At 59.0% G+C, this 1,365-nt stretch carries 2 protein-coding genes; both read left to right on the top strand.

Features of this window, described 5'->3' with window-relative positions; translation table 11 throughout:
• A partial coding sequence (locus CW742_RS13245) for a hypothetical protein (protein ID WP_292421150.1) occupies positions 1–875 on the top strand: 875 nt, incomplete at its 5' end.
• A gap of 55 nt (positions 876–930) precedes the next feature.
• The gene (locus CW742_RS13240) at positions 931–1,308 is read left to right on the top strand and encodes a hypothetical protein (protein ID WP_292421148.1); all 378 of its coding nucleotides are present in this window, start codon (positions 931–933) and stop codon (positions 1,306–1,308) included.
• Positions 1,309–1,365 lie beyond the last annotated feature (57 nt).

Here is a 1,365-nt window from a genome sequence, read left to right as displayed (position 1 = left end):
TCCTGCTCCTGATTGCCGGTCCCATTCTCTACTCGTACCTGCATGCCCGCGTAACAAAAGCCAAGCGCAGGCAGCTGGTCGCCGCATTAAAAACAAAGCCCGTGAACGCCAAGCGCGCCCCCATCCTGGTGCAGGGAAAAGCCGCTGCACCGGACCTCCTCCTCCCATCGACCGGTGAGCACGTCGCGTTCTATAGCATGTTTGTCTTTTCCCGGGAATCGGCGATCACCGGTTCGCGTTCCACTACCCGGATCCGCATCAATGGTATCCCGCTCGGGTCGGACGGCCAAAAAATCGAGGGTGTGGAGGGCGTGATGTTCTTCGAGACCAGCGGCGATTTTGTCGTTCTCTCGGGAGGAGCGCAGTATACTGTGCAGGCATCGGGTACCTTTGCCTATTTCAAAACTGGAGCGGATCTCGTGTCAGGCCTGGTTGCCGGCCAGTTCACAGCCGCCGGCCTGCCCGGGTCGTTCTTCCAGGATGCCATGAACATCCGGATCGCCGAACCGGCGCTCGCAATGCTCTGCGGGTTCGATGCCCCGATCGTGACCCGTCACAGCCGCCGGGCCTCGGGCTCCGGTGGCCGGAGGACAACAACCGATCGGACAACGGTTTCCGTTGTGACCGCAACGAGCCGGATCGATGCAAGGGTCCATACGTTTGTCTCCGGTATCAGCCTGCCCGAAGGAGTGCAGACCCTGTTAGCAAAGCGGGGGATCGAGCTTCCTGAAAAGGAGGAGATCATCGTTGTCGAGACCTTCATCCCGCTCAACCATGACGTGTACGTCTTCGGCACGTTCGGAGGTGAGGGAAGTATCTGTTACACGGACAGCACCGTCCAGCTTTCTGTCTCGTACACGGACCCGGAACAATAACCGGAATGGCAGCAGATCCCACTACTCTTTATCTGAAAACCATGAAGAGAGATCCATGGCAGACACCGGACGGATACCCGCATTTCCCGCGATCCTCATCACCCTGATCATCGCGCTCCTTATCGCAGCAGCGATGCAGCCGCTTGCCGGCCGGTGGGATGCCGTCCTCTTCGTCACCGCCCTCTTCGCGCTCCTGTGGGCGGTCTCGGCAAAGCGGGGCTGGATGCGACATATCGACCTGCCGTTCGTCCGGTCGGATGTGGTGAGCGACTGGTTCCTCGGGCTCCTTTCGATGGTTGTCGCGCTCGCGGTAGCGTGGTATGCCGGAAACGCCGTGGCCCGGATGGTCTCGGACCTTGCGGGGATATTCTTCGGGCTGCTCCTCTTCGGTATCATCATGATGGTGGTTTCTTCAGTAAAGGAATGGAAATAGAGAAAAGAATCTGGACGGGTGAGGGAACGGAGAAGATCTCGTTTTGCTCTCCTGAAC

This window comes from Methanoregula sp., from assembly GCF_002835825.1.
In the GTDB taxonomy this organism is placed as follows: Archaea; Halobacteriota; Methanomicrobia; order Methanomicrobiales; family Methanospirillaceae; genus Methanoregula.
This window is presented reverse-complemented; position numbering and strand designations above follow the sequence as displayed.